Here is a 14,811-nt window from a genome sequence, read left to right as displayed (position 1 = left end):
CCCATGTTGAGGTGAAGAGCGGACATTGTTCTTGACCTGAGAGGTCTGCTTATGACGGGGTAGCGAGCCAAAGACCCTTATTGAAAAGCAAACCCTGCGAAAGATCATGACCTTCTTCGAGCGACTCACGGAAGCAGCATCAGCCGAGTGGCGGGCCTACACCGAGCACCCCTTCACGGAAGGGTTGGCAGACGGTTCGCTCGCCGAAGCGGGGTTTCGCCACTACCTCGTTCAGGACTATCTGTTCCTCATCGAGTTTGCTCGCGCCTACGCGCTCTCGGTCTACAAGTCACCTAAACTTGCCGACATGCGTGAAGCAGCGGCCGGCCTTTCGGCCATCCTTGATGTCGAGATGAACCTGCATGTGAAACTCTGTGCCGGTTGGGGTCTATCCCTGAGCGACCTTGAACAAACACCTCCGGCGGTCGAGATGCTGGCCTATACACGCTACGTGCTTGACGCAGGAATGCGCGGCGATCTGCTGGCACTTAAGGTGGCGCTTGCCCCCTGCGTGATCGGGTACGCGGAGATCGCAACGCGGCTCGCCTCGCGACCCGATGCGCACGCTGGGACAAACCCCTATCGCGTTTGGATCGCCGAGTACGCCGGCGCGGCGTACCAGGAGGTCGCGGCGAAAGCGCGAGCGCACCTGGAGCATCTCGCTGATCTCTACGCCACGCCGGCCCGCGAGGCAGAGCTGATTGCGATCTTCAAGGAAGCCACCCGACTCGAGGCAGACTTCTGGGAGATGGGCTGGCGCGCGGGCCAGCGTGATGAGTAACCCGTCAGGCTCATAACCTTTAGGTCATAAGACTAAATCCTATCCGGGATTCGATCCTGCCCGGCGATCCTTTGGGCGGTGATCCGCCTGAACACGCTATCGACACTGTTAGCTGTTGCATCGGCCCATTGCTGCCACCCTTCCCCGTGCGATCCACTCTTCAACGCTGCGTCCCTCGATCTCTGTGGCGGCAGTGGCGCCCATTGATCGCAACGCCGTCAGGAAATCGCGCAAGCCGGCGAGCTCGCGTTAGTCATGCGCTGGTCGCCGTTCCATCTCCAAGGATCTGTACCAATAGGCTCGGAATGGTATTCGAGGCCCGCCAAATTGCGCAGCACCTCATGACCTCGCTCATCAACTTCGCCATTAAAGCGCGATGCAATTGCGGCAGACGCGCGCTCCGCAGTTTTCGGGCTCGACTTGCCGATCCGTTCCGATTGAGATTTACGTTGTTCGTCCAAGGCGAATGGATCATCGACCCTATCCACGACGCTGGCAAATTCCACCAGCAACCCATCGCCAGACGCGGGCTGTCCCGTGGGCTTGTTGTGATATTGGATAGGACAGCACGACAAGCCGAGATGTTATGTCGTCATTCCTACTGGATGTGATCTAGTAGGCACATGGTGTCGAGCCAGCTTTCTGCCTATTTCAAGCGCAGCACTTGCAGGCTGCGACAAGGATAGTCTTTCGACGGACATCCGATGACCATTTTAGAGGAAGCAGCTCGGATAAACGGTTTGCACCTTTCGCCACGTTTTTGGGCAGACTGTGCGAGTCTCACCGTTTTCGTACCGTTTCGAGGATAACGGCGCGTGCCGACCGTAGGAACCTCTCGACCACGGGCGTTGACGAGCGGTGCTTGAGCCTTTGAATGACGACTGGAAGGCGTTGTGAGCATTCGAGCGGCAGCGCGTACAGGCCCCACCGGTCGGCACCATGGCGAAAGGAGTATTCCGTCATGACGGTGAGATACTCTCCTGTCGTGAGGAGTTGCTGGCGCAGTTGCATGGAATAAGTCGCTATCGCTGCATCCGGCACCTTTAGGCCACGCTGCCTGAATTCATCCTCTAGGGTGATACGGGCCATGCTGTCGGTGGCCGCCAGGATCCAGGTCTCCCCCGTCAGGTCTGCCCAGTCGATCCGCTTCCGCGCCGCCAACGGATGAGTTGAGTTCGTCACGACCTTGAGCTTCTCCTCCATCAGGTGCTCGACGAGCAATTCGCTATCGATGTTTTCGTGTGAGCGCCGACCGAGCAGGATATCGATGCCGCGCTCGAGAAGCTCTCGGTATTCCGGCGCCGAAACGCGCATGCTGGTCTCGAAGACATGCACGGATATCCCAGGATAGCGGCTGCGCAGATGGATAATGATGTCGGCCATCAAGCCGCCGGCGATGAAGGCCATGTCGGCCCCTACTCGCACGACGCCGCGACCGCTCTCTGTCAGGAACGCGATGTCGCGCATGCCGAGGTCAAGCGTGTCAAGCGCCTGACGCCCGCGCGCAACCATCGCTTCTCCCGCAACCGTGAGCACGACGCCCCGAGGGCTTCGGTCGAGCAGACGAACGCCCGCAAAACGTTCCAGGTCCGCGATCGCCTGCGAAACCGCCGGCTGCGTAATCGACAGAAACGCCGCTGCCTTGGCCATGCTGCCGAGCTCAGCCACGACCGTCAGGGTGTGGAGGTCACGCAGCTTCAGCGAGCGTCCGAGCCGCATCCCCCGCGCATCTTTTCGCGTAGGCATAAGCATCTTTTATATCCTCATTTGAGCTTTGGCAATTCCGCACGCACAGCGCGCCACTCCATAGTCGACCAATCGGGCCGATACGCTCGAAGGAGCCGGCGAATGGATTTTCTCGAGACGCTCAACGCGCGCGTGCAGGATGTAGCCTCCGCTTGTGTCGGCTGTGGCAAGTGTTTCGAGGTTTGCCCAATGAAGGGGGCCATCGGCCTCTCCGAGGCTGACCCAAAGCATGTACTCGGCGGCATTATCGACCTGATACGCGGCGGCGAAGGCAACGAAGCTGCGCAACGTTGGGCCGGAGCCTGCTCGAGCAGCGGGTACTGCCGCGAAGCCTGCGACTACGGGGTGGACCCGCTCTTCCTTGTGAAGATGGCGAATTACACGAATGTTCGCCGCCGTGATGGCGACGCGGTCCGCAAAAACGCCGCCGCCTCTTTCCGCGGGGTCGCAAAGTCGCTGAGGATCATATCCAGGCTGCAACTGGATCGGCACGAGGTCGCCCGGCTACAGCCGGAATTCAAGCCCACCACCGACGAGGATAAGCCCGACATCGCTTTCTATATCGGCTGCAACGTCGGCAAGACGCCGCACATTGTCCTGTTGTGTGTCGAGATCATGCAGGCGATGGGTTTCTCCTGTGAGATCATCGGCGGTTCGAGCGCCTGCTGCGGCATCAACCAGTTTCGCGCGGGCGACGGCGAAACCGCCGGACGGGCCGGCATGGCGGCGCTGAGCCAGATCGAGGCCAAGCAGGCTACCACCAATTTGACATGGTGTCCGAGCTGCCAGTCGCAGTTCGAACACATCATCCTGCCCGCGCACCAGCTCATGACCGGGCGCGATGATCTCGACATGACGCCGTTCTATGTCTTCCTTGAACGCCATCTCGACCGGCTGAAGCCGCTCATGAAGCATGACATGAGTAAGCGGATCGCCATCAACGAGCGTCCCGGAAGACCCGACGTTGTGCGCTCCGTCGAGCGGTTGTTGAGCGAGATTTCGGGCGTCGAACTCGTGCACCTCGACGTGCCGCGGGCCGGGCTGATGTCCACCTATCTGACAGTAACGCCGAAGTTCAAGGAAAACCTACGGGTGACGGAATTCGAGGCGGCGGCGCGCGCCGGCGTCACCACGCTGGCAACCATCTTTCACGGCTGCCAGCGCGAACTCTGCAAGTTCGAAAACGGCGTTTCGTTCGAAATCGTCAACGCGGTCGAGATCATCGGCGAAAGCATCGGCATCCGCGTCGAGGACACCTACAAGAAGCTGGCACTTGCTGCCTCCGTAGAAGACGCGCTGGAAAGCTGCGCGCCACTTTTGGCTGAACACGGACTCAATGCGGATGAAGCCCGCAGCGCGTTTCTCGCTGACATGCTCGGGTCACGACCGCTCCAGGGAGCGGTCCAAGAAGTTGTCTGACAACCAAACGCACAGGACGACCATGGCACGGATTGTTTTCAGGACGCCGCAGGGGACACAGCGCGAGTGCGAAGCCGAGATCGGCGAGACCCTGATGGCCGTTGCACGCAATCATGCGATTCCGGGGATCGAGGCCGAGTGCGGCGGCGCGCTTTCCTGCGGCACTTGCCATGTCTACCTCTCGGCGCCTGCGACTGCCGTTCTGCCGGGTGCCTCGGAAGCTGAAAGCAGCATGCTCGAGGTAGTGGCGGCGGAGCGCAGGTCCGATAGCCGGCTGGCCTGCCAGATTGCCATCACGCCCGACCTGTCTGGGTCGTTCGTCGAAATCCCTGCAACACAGTTCTAGTCCGAAATGAGCGTCGATCCGCAGTCGTCCGGAGGTATCGTTATTGTTGGCGCCGGCCATGCCGGCACCGAGGCAGCATTTGCGCTTCGCTTAGGGGGGCAGGACGGCCCGATCACACTGATCAATGGCGAAGAGACGTTGCCCTACCAGCGCCCACCTCTCTCGAAATCCTTCCTGCAGCACGGCACGGCGGCACCTCTGCGTTCGCCGAATGCATTCGCCAACGCCGGGATCGATGTGATCCGCGGACGGGTGAGAGAAATCGATCGGGCCGGCCAGACGCTGTATTTGGACGGAGGGAAGGAGCTTCGGTATGAGCATATCATTCTCGCCGTCGGTGCCGAGCCGAACCGGCTTGCTGTGGCAGGAGGCCTGTCCCTAGCCCATCTCAATGATCTGCACTCTGCCGAGCGTCTGCGCGGCGCGCTGCCGAACGCACGTCGCGTGGCCATCATCGGTGCCGGCTTCATCGGAATGGAGTTCGCCGCTGCGGCGGTGGCCCTTGGCAAACAGGTTACGGTCGTCGATCGGGCCGCAAGAGTGCTTGAACGGGCGGCGTCGCGCGACGTATCCCGTTATCTGGAGCATCGACATCAGTCGCGCGGCGTCAAGATCATCCTCGATGTCGGCGTGATCGGGATCCGGTCCCCTGTTTCGTCATCCTTTGTTCTCACCCTGTCCAACGGCGTGCAGATCGATGCCGATCTCGTGGTCGAAGCTGTCGGAGTCACCCCGAGAATCGAGCTTGCGAAACAAGCTGGTCTTCAGACGGACAGCGGAATCATGGTCGATCATGATCTTCTGACATCCGATCAGCGAATTAGCGCGATCGGAGATTGCGCGCAATTTCCACGTTGCGACGCCTCCCAAGCTATCGTGCTCACCTCTGTTCAGAATTCGGCCGATCAGGCCAAGTATGTCGCCAGACGCCTTTCCGGGGTTAGGGCTTCATATTCCGCTGTTCCCTGGTTCTGGAGTGATCAGGCGGATGACAAGCTGCAGATCGTTGGGCTTGTCCCGCAATGCGCCGACCGGGTGGTGCGGCGCTTCAAAAATGACCGATCCTTCTCGATATTTTCCTTTCAGAATGATCTGCTCGCTAGCGTCGAAACATTGAATTTTCCAGCAGAGCACGTGATCGCCCGGCGCCTCTTGGGCGCAAGTGTTCCGGTTCGGCCTCAACAGGCCGAAGATCCCAAGTTCGACCTGGCCTCTCTTCTCCGAGCGCCTTCGCAGACCGCAAATAATTGAAATTTCCGAAAGGCCTGAAAGGCCGACCGATCCCTTCAAATCTTCCAGACAACCGAGGAACAAGACATGTCCATTTCTCTGAGCGAAGGTCTGGGCATGGCGCCAAAGAGGAGTCCGGCGCGTGTTTGGAGTTCCATCTATTTCCAGGTCGTTATCGCTGCGATATTCGGCATAGGGCTAGGATGGTATCTCCCAGCACTTGGCGCGGAAATGAAGGTATTGGGCGATTTCTTCATTCGCTGCGTCAAGATGGTGCTTATCCCGATCATTTTTCTGACCATCACCGTCGGTGTTGCCCGAATGACCGACATCAAAAGGCTCGGTGCGGTTGGAATTAAGACGATCCTCTATTTCGAAGTAATCTCGACGATGGCTCTGGCGATTGGGCTAATCGTCGGCAATCTCGTCCAGCCTGGCGCAGGATTCAATGTTGACGTCTCCAAGATTGATACCGCATCAATCGCTACATTTCAGAAAAGCTCTACGACACTTGCCGACACGATCTTCACACTGGTGCCTGAAAATATTCTTTGGGCCATGTCCAAGGGAGAAATATTACCAGTCCTGATTTTTGCCGTCCTCTTTGGTGTCGGACTTTCTCTGAGCGGAAAATTCGCTCAGTCCGCCGTCGATGCGATGGACAGCGCACTTCATGGGTTTTTCGGCGTGATGCGCATTGTCATGCGGCTCGCTCCGATTGGCGCGTTTGGCGCCCTTGCCTTTACGATCGGGAAATACGGGATCAGTTCCGTTGTCAATCTCGCACTGCTTGTTGCCTGCATGTATCTAACGGCGGCGTGCTTCGTCGTGTTTGTACTCGGAGCGGTGGCGCGCATTGCTCGTGTACCGATGCTCAAATTCCTGCACTATATCCGTGCCGAAATCGCCATCGTTCTCGGCACGTGCTCATCTGAGAGCGTGCTGCCGCAGCTCATGGAGAAGCTGGAGCGCGCGGGATGTCCCAAGCCTATCGTCGGGCTGGTGATGCCTGCGGGCATCACCTTCAACCCGGACGGCAGTGCGATCTATCTGAGCCTTGCGGCGTTGTTCATATCGCAAGCGACGAACACCAGTCTATCGCTGACAGATCAGGTCGGCCTGCTTGCCGTCATGCTTGTGACATCCAAAGGATCCGCAGGTGTGGCCGGAGCCGCTTTCATCGCTCTTGCGGCCACGCTGGCCACGACTCACGCGCTTCCTGTCGCCGGGCTCGCGCTACTTCTTGGGGTCGACCGCTTCATGAACGAGGCCCGCGCGGTAACCAATACCATCGGCAATGCGCTCGCAACGCTCGTCGTGTCGCGTTGGCAAGGAGAACTGGACGACAAGGCCATGATGCAGGCCCTATCGGCGGAGGAGTAAGCGCCGGTCACCGAGTCGTCGCTTTCAGAGTTCCGGGGGCTTCGATTCCGGATCTGATCGGCCCAAAAACAAGCCCGCCACGAAACGCGCTGCGCATCGAGTTGTTAGCCTCCAGCAGGATTGATTATGTCTCCTATCACGCCACCCCGTCCTCGTAGGGATGATCCCGTCGGCGCTTTCATGCCAGGAGTTCGTCTTCATATAGATCCCACAGGCTCGGGACCGTTGGATGGCCTCACCTGTGGCGTCAAAGACGTCTTCGATATTGCGGGAGCGACAACGGGCTTCGGCAATCCTGTCTGGGCGCGAACCCATCCGCCGGCAACAGCGCATGCCTGGGCCGTCGAGCGTGTGCTCTCTCGCGGTGCGCGCGTGGTGGGTAAGACCATCTCGGACGAGCTGGCCTTCAGTCTCAGCGGCGTCAATCACCATTATGGCGCCCCGCTCAACAGCGCTTCGCCCGATCGCCTGACCGGAGGCTCATCCTGCGGGTCGGCAGCGGCTGTCGCCGCAGGGCTCTGCGACTTCGCGCTGGGAACGGATACGGCTGGCTCCATCCGTGCTCCCGCGAGCTTCTGCGGTCTGTTCGGCTTTCGCCCCACCCATGGCGTAGTGTCGACTACTGGGGTCTGCGCACTTGCGCCCTCCTTCGACGTAGTCGGATGGTTCGCGCGCAAGCCTGGGATACTCGAACGAGTGGGAGACGTGTTGTTGCCGCCGGACCAACTCGGTCTTGAATCATTGGTAATCCACTGGGATATCGAGGCCTGGAGTATTCCGGAGGTGTGTGACCCATCGCACCGCGTTCAGATTGCCGGTCTCGTGTCCCCAGACATCCGGCTTGAGGACGGAGAAGTGAGCGAACAGGGGCTCGACCTCTGGTTCGAGACGTTCCGGACATTGCAACTGGCGGAGGTCTGGGCGCAGCTGAAGGACTGGCTGGAGACCGCAACACCCGCGCTCGGACCCGGTATTGCGGAGAGGATGAAAGTCGCTCGAAGCGTGACCGCTGAGCAGGTCTCGGCCGCAGCGGCTCTGCGCGACGAGATTCGCCGCCAACTGGAGCGAACCTGGCGGCGGACACAAGTGATTGTGGTTCCCACCGTTCCCGGTGCAGCCCCGCTGCGGTCCGCTTCAGTGGAAACGCTTGAGGCCTATCGGCGGCACGCCATGCGTCTTCTTTGTGTGGCGGGCCTTGGTGGATGTCCTCAGGTAACGCTTCCGTTCTTGCGCATGTCCCATGCACCACATGGACTTTCGTTGATCACACCTCCTGGCACTGATCGTCAGCTACTCGCGCTGGCGCACCGAATCGCTGCGAAGTTCGCAGCTTTGGATTTGGAGTGGACGTGATCGCGCTCCCCGGAGGGCTGTGACCTCGGGGTAGGGTGGCGCTATTCGACAACGATCCCGTCGACATCATTGAACTCATTGGCATGCAGCGGCGACTACGATTCACAGTCGATCATGTCATCAGGCGCAGCACCATCGTGTGGTTCGGTCGGGATGCCTTGCCATACACACCGACTATGGCTGCGCGAGCCTGTATGCCGTGCCGTGAACCTGTTCGGCGGAAACTACCGATTCGTCCGGGAGACGCAGGGCCCGGGCCGGCAGGTGGGCGATGGTCCGGCCGCTTTGATCGGAGGGCGCGATCGTGGTCGACGCGTTGACGAACCGCGCTGGGCTTATTGAGGCGTCAGACCCAGCTTCCTCGCGAAGATGCGGTCCACCGCCCGGTTGGGCAGCAGCCGCGGCAGGGTCCAGTTGAACAGGGCGTTCTTGACCACGGCGTAGCGGGTCTTCGGCTTGTCGACGGTCAGCGCCATGAGGACCACGGCGCCCAGCCGTTCGGGCTTCAGTCCTTGGCGGCCGCTCTTAATGAAATAATCGTTGACCCGTTTCGCCGGCCCCTCGTAGGCGGTGCCCGCGAGATAGCCGATATCGGTGGCCTCGGCCTTGTCCCAGATGGCGGTGACCACCGCCCCCGGGCCGATGATGATCACGTCGATCCCGAACACCATCAGCTCGCGCCGCAGCGACTCCGACAGCCCCTCCACCGCGTGTTTGGAGCCGACGTAGGCGCCGACGAAGGGCGCGCCGAACTTGCCGGCCATCGAGCTCATGTTGATCACTCGGCCGGGCCGCGTCTGGCTGGTCGGCGTCGCCGCCAGCAGCGGGGCGAAGGCCTGGGTTACGCGCAGCAGACCGATGACATTGACATCGAACACCTGCTGGATTTCGTTGATCGGCTGATAGAGCAAGGGTCCGCCCAGGCCGATGCCGGCGTTGTTGACCAGGCCGAACAGCGATTCGCCGCCGAGCGCCGCCTTCACCTGCGCGGCCGCGGCGGCGACGGAGGCCGCATCGGTGACCTCCAGGGTGATGGGGGTGATCTTGCCCCGCGTCGAGGCCGAGGCCTTGCGCAGCGGCTCGCTCGCGGCCTCTGAGCGCACCCCAGCGAAGACGTCGTAGCCCGCTTTGGCTAGGGCCACGCTGGTCGCAAAGCCGATACCGGTCGACGCGCCGGTCACCACAACTGTCTTAGACATGTTCGTCCCTGGCTTGTTCGTTCCGCCGCGCAGCCTGCGGTGTGAACACTGATCGCCACAGCCCTAACCTTTAAGCGTGGTTGAGGGTCAAGCGGTAATGGCGAAATCGGCCAAATCGGAAAACGTGCGATCGACATTCGCGGCGCCGACCATGCCGGTCTAACGTAATCCGTCACCTGTCCAGGGCCTGCGTCCGCTGCGGGTCCTTGAGCTGCTTCAGAACGCGGTCGATGTTCGCTTCACAGGTCAACCCCTCAGGCCTGTTCTCAACATCAGCGATCAAGGCCTCGATCTGCAATCGCGCCCGCGCCAGGCGCTTTCCCATCGCGCTGATGCCGTCGACCTTTTTCCGCAGGGCGTCGAGCAAAGCTCCATCGTAGCCGCCGGACAGGTCACCGGGCATGAGGCGGCGAATTTCTTCGAGGGTGAAGCCGGCGTCTTGGGCGCTGGTGATGATGTTCAGCGCTACGAGCGCAGCGGGCGAATTAGATCCGATAGCCGTTGGCCCGCCGGTCGACGCTGATCAGGCCTTGGGCTTCGGAGAAGCGAATCCGGGACGCGGTGAGCCCGGTGCGTTTGGCCAGTACTCCGATTTGCATGATTTCTCCAATGCCGCTTGACCCTCAACCTAACTAAAATGTTACGGACGAGGCAGTCCAGGAGCGAAAAACGAATGCTTGCGTACGTCCTCACGCGATACGGCGGCCCGGAAGGCTCGGCGTTGATGGAGTTCCCAGAACCGAAGCTTCGGCCGCGTGACATCCTCGTCAACGTGCGCGCGGCGGGTCTGAATCCGGTGGACATCGGATTTCGGCAAGGAAAGCTGCGGCCCGTTTATCGGCTGAAGCTTCCCCAGGTGCTCGGCAATGAGTTTGCAGGCGAGGTGGTCGCTGTCGGCGATGAGGTCACACGGTTCTCCGCCGGCGATCGGGTGTTCGCCCGGATCGAGAAGGATCGGCTGGGCGCCTTCGCAGAACAGGCTTCTGTCGGTGAAGACTGCGCCGCCCGTATACCCTCAAATATGGATTTCGAGGAAGCAGCAGGCGTGCCCCTTGCGGCGCTGACCGCGCTCCAGGCCTTGAGGGATGAACTCGGCGTGAAGCCGGGGCAGAAGGTCTTCATTTCGGGCGGTGCCGGCGGCGTCGGCACGTTCGCGATCCAGATCGCCAAATGGCTGGGCGCCCATGTGACGACAACTGCTTCGAAGCGGGGAGAGGCCTTGGTGCGCTCGCTCGGGGCTGATGACGTGATCGACTATACGAGCGACGACCTCTCCAGGTTCGGAAAGGATTTCGACGCGGGCTTTGATCTGATCGGGGGCGAGACCTTGGACCGGATGTTCAAGATCATGAAGCCCAGGACCAAGATCGTCTCGGTCGCCGCCGTTCCGGAGCCGCAGACCGCGCGGCAGGATCTCGGCGGTCGCTGGATTCTGGCCGTAGCCTTCTGGGCCATAAGCTACGGCGTCAGGCAGCGGGCACGGCGCGCGGGCGTCGGCTACAGATTCCTATTCATGCATCCGAGCGGGAGCGATCTGGCTCTGCTCGCGGACCTGATCGAACAAGGCCACCTTCGGGTCATCATCGACAAAACCTATCCCTTCGCCAAAATCGCCGAGGCCCTCGCTTACGTTGAGACCGGTCGCGCCAAAGGGAAGGTCGTCGTCGTCCAACGAACTTCGTCCTCTCGACCATAAGCGTCCATTTAGAATGGACGCTGGGATGATCGATGCCCGTCAGCGCGCCTACAACGTCGACGCCCGGTCCGCCCGCACGTCGGCGCTCGAACTCGTGGAAGAGGAAGGAGTAGACTCATGGGACTTGTCTCAAGCATGGCGGCAGCTTGTCTGGCGCTGACTATCGGAATTGCGACATCTAGCAACGCGAACGCTCAAACAAACGGTGATCTGTCTGGTATCTGGCTGACGCAGGATCAGGGCTCGACCGTTCGTATCAGTCGCTGTAGCCGCGGGTACTGTGGATCTATCGTCAACGCCACAAAAGGTGCCGTCGATACAAACAACCCGGATCTGAGATTAAGGACACGACCGCTAGAAGGCCTGATGATCCTTCAGGCGCCAACTCCGACGGCAAATGGTTTTGAAGGCCAACTTTACAACCCGAGAGACGGAAAGAGCTATTCCGGACGGCTTGTAGTCACAGGAAAAAACTCGCTGTCAGTAACTGGATGCGTGATGGGGGTCTTTTGTAGAACCCAAACTTGGGTCCATTCCCAATAATTTCAGTCACTGGAATGTGTCTTATCGCCAGCGATCTGACGAAGCCCAAGGACTCATGGTAAGCGTCGTCCTCAGGCCACCGCTTTGAGGGATTGCTCGCGATAGGCCCAAGGAAGGAGTTGGTCGATGTCGCGGTTCAGATGACCGTTGACGATTCTGGTCAGGACGTTGGTGAGGTACCCTGCCGGTAAGAGCCTCATCGTGATTTCGTTCTCGATCGCGTAGATGGCGACGAGTGCTTCAACAGATCTGCGCAGCCATTTGGCACGGCATCCTGTCGTTGGCGACAAAAGCCAAATGGCCGCTCAACGACGCCTTGTTACGATCGACCGCTTCTGGCGCAAAGCGGACCTAAGAACGAGTGATGCCTATTTGCCCTCGTTCCAGATGTCGGTGGTGAGCTTCCAGTCATTTCCGACCTTTTCCCAAACCACGACATACTTTCCAGTCACTTCCTGCGGTGTCGCTCCCTTAGTCTTCAGGACGAAGGTCCCGATCTCGCGTGCCGCGGAGGGGCCAAGCGGCTTAACGTCAATGGTTGTGAGCTTCGGATCGCCAACTTGTTCCGCCATGCCTTTCCACATTGCCTCGATGGCCGCTTGGCCGTGTACCATCGCAGAGCCGGGTGGGAAAGCGGTCGCATCAGTGCTGTAGAGCGACGCAATCCCGGAGAAGTCGCCCTTGTTGAACAATTCAATCCATTTCGTGTTAATCGCTTCAATCTCGGCCTTCTGAGCCGAAGCCGGTGCGGTCAACGTGATCACGAATGCAATCACTAGTGCTTCGCTGCGCATGATTATCTCCCATCCTGATCTTGACGTCGAAGTGGATGCGTTGAATGCCGCATCCCAGACCGCGTTTGGAGCGACGGCAATTCCGGGGAATTACCGTCAATAACATTGACGAACCGCAGCAACACAGCGCCTCGCCCAGCTTGCCAAGTAGGGTAGGAGCGACGAGAGTGGCCAACGAATTCATCGTCCATTTCTCGCGGAGATTGCTCAATTGCCACGATGGGTTCGTCCGAACTGGTGTGCCGATGAGGTCTCGCAGTTTGCCGGCCTGCCGAAGAAGAGCTTTCCCTTGTTGCTTGACGTCCTCGTTGGGTGAAAAACGCGACTTCGCTAGGACGAGCGGTCTTGGCGCTTAGCCGACATGAGTGGCCGAGCTGACGATGTCGACTTGCGGGGGTAAGGACCTCGAGGTGGTGATGGCCGAAGTCGGCAAATGAACCCATTTCGGACATTTCGATTGCAATGTTAATGCGAACATCACCGCGACACGACGTTACTTCGGAGAATGGACCACTAGCGAATGCAGAGGAGGCCAGCATGACGATTTACATTTCTCAAGGTCGTTACACCGCAGCGGCCATCAAGGGGATGACTGCGAAGCCTGAGGACCGTTCCGAGGCGGTCGCGGAGTTGTTCGCCGCCGCCGGTGCTCGACTGATCAGTTGGTATCTGACTTTGGGACCCTACGATTGGCTAATCATAGCGGAAGCACCGGATGAACCCACGATGATTTCAGCGATCCTTGCGGCCGCGGCGGGTGGAAGCCTTTCAGACATAACCACTACCGTGGCGCTCACGGCGAGTGATACGGCAAAGGCCTTCCAGCGGGCAGGCGAACTTACTCTGAAATTCAGATCGGCGGGCCGTGCTGATTACTACGGAGTAGGGATCGATTCGGGCCGTGAGATCGGCGAAGCTTGAGTGCCAAATTCTGGGATCTGCGCTGCTGCCGACATGACGAAGCCAGCAGGGTCGTGGGCAATAGGCATGCCCGGTGCAGCTTCGTCAGCCGAGCGTGGGCTGCCGGATCGCTAATGCAACTCGAACGAATGGCCGCTTCTGGCGGCGGGCTCAATTGGTCAGCGCAACACTCTAATCTTCTAGCAAAGATGGGGTGTGGACATGAAACAGCGGCGTCGCATTTATTACTCGGCCGCCCAGCGGTCCGAGATCTGGGATCGCTGGCAGGCCGGCGAACCAATGAGTTCGATCGGACGCCGGTTTGACCGAGAGTCCTCGTCGGTCTTCTCGGTAATCTCGCCGACCGGTGGAATCCGTCCTCCGGATCGGCACCGTGCCAAACGTGCGCTCAGCCTTTCGGAACGAGAGGAAATCTCTCGATGGCTCAGCATGCGCTGCTCGTTACGTTCGATTGCGCGCCACTTGGGACGATCTCCGTCAACTATCAGCCGTGAAGTCGAGCGCAATGGCGGGGCGGATAGCTATCGAGCTGCAGGGTCCGATCAAGCCGCCTGGGATCGGGCGCGGCGTCCGAAGCTTTGCAAGCTGGCTTGCCGTCCGTTCCTGAGGCGGACAGTATCGACCTTGCTGCGGCGGCAATGGTCGCCGGAGCAGATTGCCGGCTGGCTAAAGCGCACATATCCGGTGGAGCCTCAGAAGCAGGTGTCACACGAGACGATCTATCGCAGCCTGTTCATTCAGGCGCGCGGCGTGCTGAAAAAGGAGCTTCTTGAGCACCTGAGGGCGAGGCGCACGGTCCGCCGATCCCGGCACGCCAGCATGAAGCGGAACGGGCTCGGCCAGATCAAGAATGCCGTATCCATCAGTGAACGACCGTCGTCGGTGGAAGATCGAGCGGTCCCCGGCCATTGGGAAGGCGATCTGATCGGCGGGTCGAGAAATAGCTATATTGCAACGCTTGTCGAACGCCATTCGCGCTACGTGATGCTGGTCAAGGTTGCCAACAAAGACACCGAAAGCGTCGTCTCGGCGCTGATCAAGCAATCGCAGCGATTGCCTAGCGAGCTTTACCGGTCGCTGACCTGGGACAGAGGCAAAGAGCTTGCCGACCATCAGCGCCTGGCATTGGCCACCGAGGTCGAAATCTATTTTTGTGACCCTCGGTCTCCCTGGCAACGCGGTTCAAACGAAAACACCAACAGATTGCTGCGCCAGTATCTTCCGCGTGGCACCGATCTGTCTTTGCACAGCCAGGCCAAGCTCAGTGCCATCGCAAGACAGCTCAATGAAAGGCCGAGAAAGACCTTGCTCTATCAGACGCCGGCTGAGAAGTTCGCAGAATGTGTTGCAGCGATCGGTTGAACTCACCGCGCAAAGCGGTCATTCGGTAAATTTGTGAT

16 protein-coding genes and 1 pseudogene are annotated in these 14,811 nt (G+C 59.8%); 10 read left to right on the top strand and 7 right to left on the bottom strand.

The window, feature by feature from the left end; all coding sequences use genetic code 11:
• Positions 1-106 precede the first annotated feature (106 nt).
• On the top strand, positions 107-781 hold the full coding sequence (tenA, locus tag ACVIGB_RS18905) for a thiaminase II (protein WP_456721499.1): 675 nt from the start codon (positions 107-109) through the stop codon (positions 779-781).
• Between the two features lie 218 nt (positions 782-999).
• Here the strand turns inward: tenA and ACVIGB_RS18900 are convergent, their stop codons facing one another.
• Both ACVIGB_RS18900 and ACVIGB_RS18895 read right to left on the bottom strand, forming a co-directional pair.
• On the bottom strand, positions 1,000-1,293 hold the full coding sequence (locus tag ACVIGB_RS18900) for a hypothetical protein (RefSeq protein ID WP_456749184.1): 294 nt from the start codon (positions 1,291-1,293) through the stop codon (positions 1,000-1,002).
• A gap of 268 nt (positions 1,294-1,561) precedes the next feature.
• Complete coding sequence (locus ACVIGB_RS18895) at positions 1,562-2,500, bottom strand: LysR family transcriptional regulator (RefSeq protein WP_456721501.1); 939 nt, start codon at positions 2,498-2,500, stop codon at positions 1,562-1,564.
• 129 nt (positions 2,501-2,629) lie between these two features.
• Here ACVIGB_RS18895 and ACVIGB_RS18890 point away from each other — a divergent pair, with 129 nt between their 5' ends.
• The 5 genes from ACVIGB_RS18890 (at position 2,630) to ACVIGB_RS18870 (ending at position 8,258) form a co-directional block, all read left to right on the top strand.
• Positions 2,630-3,946 (top strand): 4Fe-4S dicluster domain-containing protein, encoded by a 1,317-nt coding sequence (locus ACVIGB_RS18890; protein WP_456721502.1) that lies wholly within the window; start codon positions 2,630-2,632, stop codon positions 3,944-3,946.
• Positions 3,939-4,292 (top strand): 2Fe-2S iron-sulfur cluster-binding protein, encoded by a 354-nt coding sequence (locus ACVIGB_RS18885; RefSeq protein ID WP_456721503.1) that lies wholly within the window; start codon positions 3,939-3,941, stop codon positions 4,290-4,292. The genes ACVIGB_RS18890 and ACVIGB_RS18885 overlap by 8 nt, the downstream gene beginning before the upstream one ends.
• Before the next feature lie 6 nt (positions 4,293-4,298).
• Positions 4,299-5,543, top strand: coding sequence for an NAD(P)/FAD-dependent oxidoreductase (locus tag ACVIGB_RS18880; protein ID WP_456721504.1), 1,245 nt, complete (start codon positions 4,299-4,301; stop codon positions 5,541-5,543).
• Between the two features lie 66 nt (positions 5,544-5,609).
• Entirely contained in the window at positions 5,610-6,905 is a 1,296-nt protein-coding gene (dctA, locus tag ACVIGB_RS18875; RefSeq protein WP_456721505.1) for a C4-dicarboxylate transporter DctA, read from the top strand.
• Positions 6,906-7,031: 126 nt separating this feature from the next.
• A complete protein-coding gene (locus ACVIGB_RS18870; protein WP_456721506.1) occupies positions 7,032-8,258 on the top strand; it encodes an amidase in 1,227 nt (408 codons plus the stop codon).
• Positions 8,259-8,593: 335 nt separating this feature from the next.
• On the opposite strand, the gene ACVIGB_RS18865 is transcribed toward ACVIGB_RS18870, so the two are convergent.
• The 3 genes from ACVIGB_RS18865 to ACVIGB_RS18855 all read right to left on the bottom strand — a co-directional run bounded on the left by ACVIGB_RS18865 (position 8,594) and on the right by ACVIGB_RS18855 (position 10,056).
• On the bottom strand, positions 8,594-9,439 hold the full coding sequence (locus ACVIGB_RS18865) for an SDR family NAD(P)-dependent oxidoreductase (RefSeq protein ID WP_456721507.1): 846 nt from the start codon (positions 9,437-9,439) through the stop codon (positions 8,594-8,596).
• A 190-nt stretch (positions 9,440-9,629) separates the two neighbouring features.
• A complete protein-coding gene (locus ACVIGB_RS18860; RefSeq protein WP_456749375.1) occupies positions 9,630-9,911 on the bottom strand; it encodes a hypothetical protein in 282 nt (93 codons plus the stop codon).
• Between the two features lie 31 nt (positions 9,912-9,942).
• Entirely contained in the window at positions 9,943-10,056 is a 114-nt protein-coding gene (locus tag ACVIGB_RS18855) for a MerR family DNA-binding transcriptional regulator (RefSeq protein ID WP_456721508.1), read from the bottom strand.
• Between the two features lie 17 nt (positions 10,057-10,073).
• Between ACVIGB_RS18855 and ACVIGB_RS18850 the strand changes: the two genes are divergently transcribed.
• Together ACVIGB_RS18850 and ACVIGB_RS18845 are read left to right on the top strand one after the other, a co-directional pair.
• Positions 10,074-11,153: an NADP-dependent oxidoreductase gene (locus ACVIGB_RS18850; RefSeq protein WP_456721509.1), complete on the top strand. Its 1,080-nt coding sequence runs from the start codon at positions 10,074-10,076 to the stop codon at positions 11,151-11,153.
• 117 nt (positions 11,154-11,270) lie between these two features.
• A complete protein-coding gene (locus ACVIGB_RS18845) occupies positions 11,271-11,696 on the top strand; it encodes a DUF2147 domain-containing protein (protein WP_456749183.1) in 426 nt (141 codons plus the stop codon).
• Positions 11,697-11,767: 71 nt separating this feature from the next.
• On the opposite strand, the pseudogene ACVIGB_RS18840 reads toward ACVIGB_RS18845, so the two are convergent.
• Together ACVIGB_RS18840 and ACVIGB_RS18835 are read right to left on the bottom strand one after the other, a co-directional pair.
• Positions 11,768-11,884 (bottom strand): annotated as a pseudogene (locus ACVIGB_RS18840) (transposase domain-containing protein); the annotation flags it as partial.
• A 180-nt stretch (positions 11,885-12,064) separates the two neighbouring features.
• Positions 12,065-12,490: a YybH family protein gene (locus ACVIGB_RS18835; RefSeq protein WP_456721510.1), complete on the bottom strand. Its 426-nt coding sequence runs from the start codon at positions 12,488-12,490 to the stop codon at positions 12,065-12,067.
• A gap of 537 nt (positions 12,491-13,027) precedes the next feature.
• Here ACVIGB_RS18835 and ACVIGB_RS18830 point away from each other — a divergent pair.
• Both ACVIGB_RS18830 and ACVIGB_RS18825 read left to right on the top strand, forming a co-directional pair.
• The gene (locus ACVIGB_RS18830) at positions 13,028-13,411 is read left to right on the top strand and encodes a GYD domain-containing protein (RefSeq protein WP_092116984.1); all 384 of its coding nucleotides are present in this window, start codon (positions 13,028-13,030) and stop codon (positions 13,409-13,411) included.
• Between the two features lie 201 nt (positions 13,412-13,612).
• The gene (locus ACVIGB_RS18825; RefSeq protein ID WP_456721511.1) at positions 13,613-14,773 is read left to right on the top strand and encodes an IS30 family transposase; all 1,161 of its coding nucleotides are present in this window, start codon (positions 13,613-13,615) and stop codon (positions 14,771-14,773) included.
• The last annotated feature ends 38 nt before the right edge of the window (positions 14,774-14,811 follow it).

The sequence above is a fragment of the Bradyrhizobium sp. USDA 4341 genome, assembly GCF_054063755.1.
Note: the sequence above shows the minus strand (reverse complement) of the source record. Positions and strands in the feature narration are given on the sequence as shown.

Bases quoted from the DNA above. Each gene is read 5' to 3' on its own strand.
- tenA (WP_456721499.1), top strand. From the start codon at position 107: ATGACCTTCTTCGAGCGACTCACGGAAGCAGCATCAGCCGAGTGGCGG.
- ACVIGB_RS18895 (WP_456721501.1), bottom strand. From the start codon at position 2,500: ATGCGGCTCGGACGCTCGCTGAAGCTGCGTGACCTCCACACCCTGACG.
- ACVIGB_RS18890 (WP_456721502.1), top strand. From the start codon at position 2,630: ATGGATTTTCTCGAGACGCTCAACGCGCGCGTGCAGGATGTAGCCTCC.
- ACVIGB_RS18880 (WP_456721504.1), top strand. From the start codon at position 4,299: ATGAGCGTCGATCCGCAGTCGTCCGGAGGTATCGTTATTGTTGGCGCC.
- dctA (WP_456721505.1), top strand. From the start codon at position 5,610: ATGTCCATTTCTCTGAGCGAAGGTCTGGGCATGGCGCCAAAGAGGAGT.
- ACVIGB_RS18870 (WP_456721506.1), top strand. From the start codon at position 7,032: ATGTCTCCTATCACGCCACCCCGTCCTCGTAGGGATGATCCCGTCGGC.
- ACVIGB_RS18855 (WP_456721508.1), bottom strand. From the start codon at position 10,056: ATGCAAATCGGAGTACTGGCCAAACGCACCGGGCTCACCGCGTCCCGG.
- ACVIGB_RS18845 (WP_456749183.1), top strand. From the start codon at position 11,271: ATGGGACTTGTCTCAAGCATGGCGGCAGCTTGTCTGGCGCTGACTATC.
- ACVIGB_RS18835 (WP_456721510.1), bottom strand. From the start codon at position 12,490: ATGCGCAGCGAAGCACTAGTGATTGCATTCGTGATCACGTTGACCGCA.
- ACVIGB_RS18830 (WP_092116984.1), top strand. From the start codon at position 13,028: ATGACGATTTACATTTCTCAAGGTCGTTACACCGCAGCGGCCATCAAG.
- ACVIGB_RS18825 (WP_456721511.1), top strand. From the start codon at position 13,613: ATGAAACAGCGGCGTCGCATTTATTACTCGGCCGCCCAGCGGTCCGAG.